General features: G+C 27.0%; 1 protein-coding gene. It reads left to right on the forward strand.

The window, feature by feature from the left end:
• Positions 1-2,169: hypothetical protein (locus L8W68_RS08155; RefSeq protein WP_263675755.1), on the forward strand; the 2,169-nt coding region annotated here is incomplete at both ends.

Raw genomic sequence — 2,169 nt, forward strand, 5'->3', positions numbered from 1 at the left:
AAGCTGCTACCCAGGCAGACTATGATAAAGCCTCTAATGCTTATATTATCAAACAACATAAATTTAATAATAATGATGTCTATGATTATAATCTTGATACATATAAACTCTTAAGTGGTAAAAACTTCTATGGCCAAATGGCTAGCAATAAAAACCTTTCAAATATTACTTTAATCTATGATAATCCTAAAGATAAAGCTCATTCTAAAATGAATGATTTATATTTTAAACAAGACATACTTACTCCAAGTATTAAAGAAGATATTTTTGTAGTTAATGGCTTTCATAGTTCTAACTCAGCTAATACTACTCTAAATCAATTAAGCTATATACCTTTTTTAGTTTCTGCTTATACCTTTAATGCAAAAGCAAATAATAATACCTTAGTATTAAAAGCAGGGGAATTATCTTCAGTATATTATTTAAAACCTACCGATAAAGAAGTAATTAACCCTAAAGCTAGTGGCTTAGATAATAAATATAATTTTTTAATCACTCCAGCCATAGCAAGAAAAGGTGAAGCAAGTAATAACACTTTAAATTTCTTAAAAGATGCCTATGTAAATATGGGTGTTGAAAATACTTACACCTTACCTTTAAATGGTGCTCCTTATGTAGTAGGTGCTTTTGGTATTGATGCTAATACTAATAATAATACAGTTATATTAAATAAGGGAGTAAAGATAGACTTTCATACTACCCCTTATAGACAAAGTGCTTTAGGAGATAATATCTTTGATGAGAGAATGACTCATGTAGTAGGAGCTTATACTTATAATGGCAATGCTAAAAATAATAAGGTTATTATAGATGGAGCTTCTTTATTAGTTCATGGTCCAAGTGGAGCATATTCAACATCAGCTGCTACTCACTTAGGTGGAGCTTTTGTAGATGTAAATAATAATCAAAGCTATGAAGTAAGTAATAATAGTGTATTAATCAATGATTTAAAACTAGATTTAAGAGTGGATACTAAAAATACTCCATTAGCATACAATGCTATTTTAGTAGGAGCAGTTTATGGGGGTAAAATCATACAAGGTAATGCTTATAAAAACACCATAGATATAAAAGACTTACAAACCTTATTAGCATTAAATACTAATGTAGAAGTAAAAGCTCTTTTAGACTTTTATGCAGGTATAACTAATAATGGTATAGCTAATGATAATAGCATTAGTATTAATCTAAAAAAGCCATTTGAGATTAATTCTAATTTTACAGGTAAAAATGAGTTTAATCTTTATGGTGGGGTAGCTACTAAAGGAGCTAATAGAAATAGTATTCATATCAATGGAGATTTAACCCAAGGACTTACTGTTGAAAATCATCAAGATAAAATTCAAATCACAGCAGCACAAACTCTAAGTTCTAAAGCAAATAATAATAGCATTAATATTAAAAACTCAAACATAGCTATGCCTTTATACTTATATGGAGTTAGTAAAGCAAGTATAGATAATAAAGATTATTATGCTAGTAGTGCTAATGCTAATAGTATAGTTTTAGATAATGTAAAATCAGGTAGAAACCTAACTGCTATTATAGAAGCAGATAATTTAGAAAAAAACACTATAAAATATAATATGGTGCAATCTTTATCCAATGCTTCTAATATAGATAAAGGTTCTAAAATCATTTTAAGAGCCAATGAAAATGCTAATAATAATACTTTAAATATTAAAGATTATTCAAGTGCAGCTAGTTCTAATGTATATATTATTAATGCAAAAAATGAAAGCGCTAATAATACTTTTATCTTTGATAATTTAGCTCTAGGTACAGCTTCTGATAAAAGAGAAGGTGAAGTAGTAATTAGTGCAGGTATAGCTAAGAATACTCATGATAATTATACTCATATAAATAATTTAAATATAGATGAGTATAAAGATGGTTCTACTATCATCATAGCAGCTTCTGGTGTATATAGTGAAAATGATAAAAGCTATGATAATACCTTATATTTAAGTGGTAATACTAATATTTTTAATAATACTAATATAAAAGTATTAGCAGGTAGCTTTTTACAAACTAAAAAAGATAATAACTTTGTATCAAAAGCACTAATGCATAAAAGTGGCACTAATAATCATTTAGTATTAAATACAAATATAAAAGCAAATACTATTAATAACTTTGATCATTATAGCTTTATCTTAAAAGATGATA

The organism is Campylobacter sp. FU_497 (genome assembly GCF_025772425.1).
In the GTDB taxonomy this organism is placed as follows: domain Bacteria; phylum Campylobacterota; class Campylobacteria; order Campylobacterales; family Campylobacteraceae; genus Campylobacter_D; species Campylobacter_D lari_C.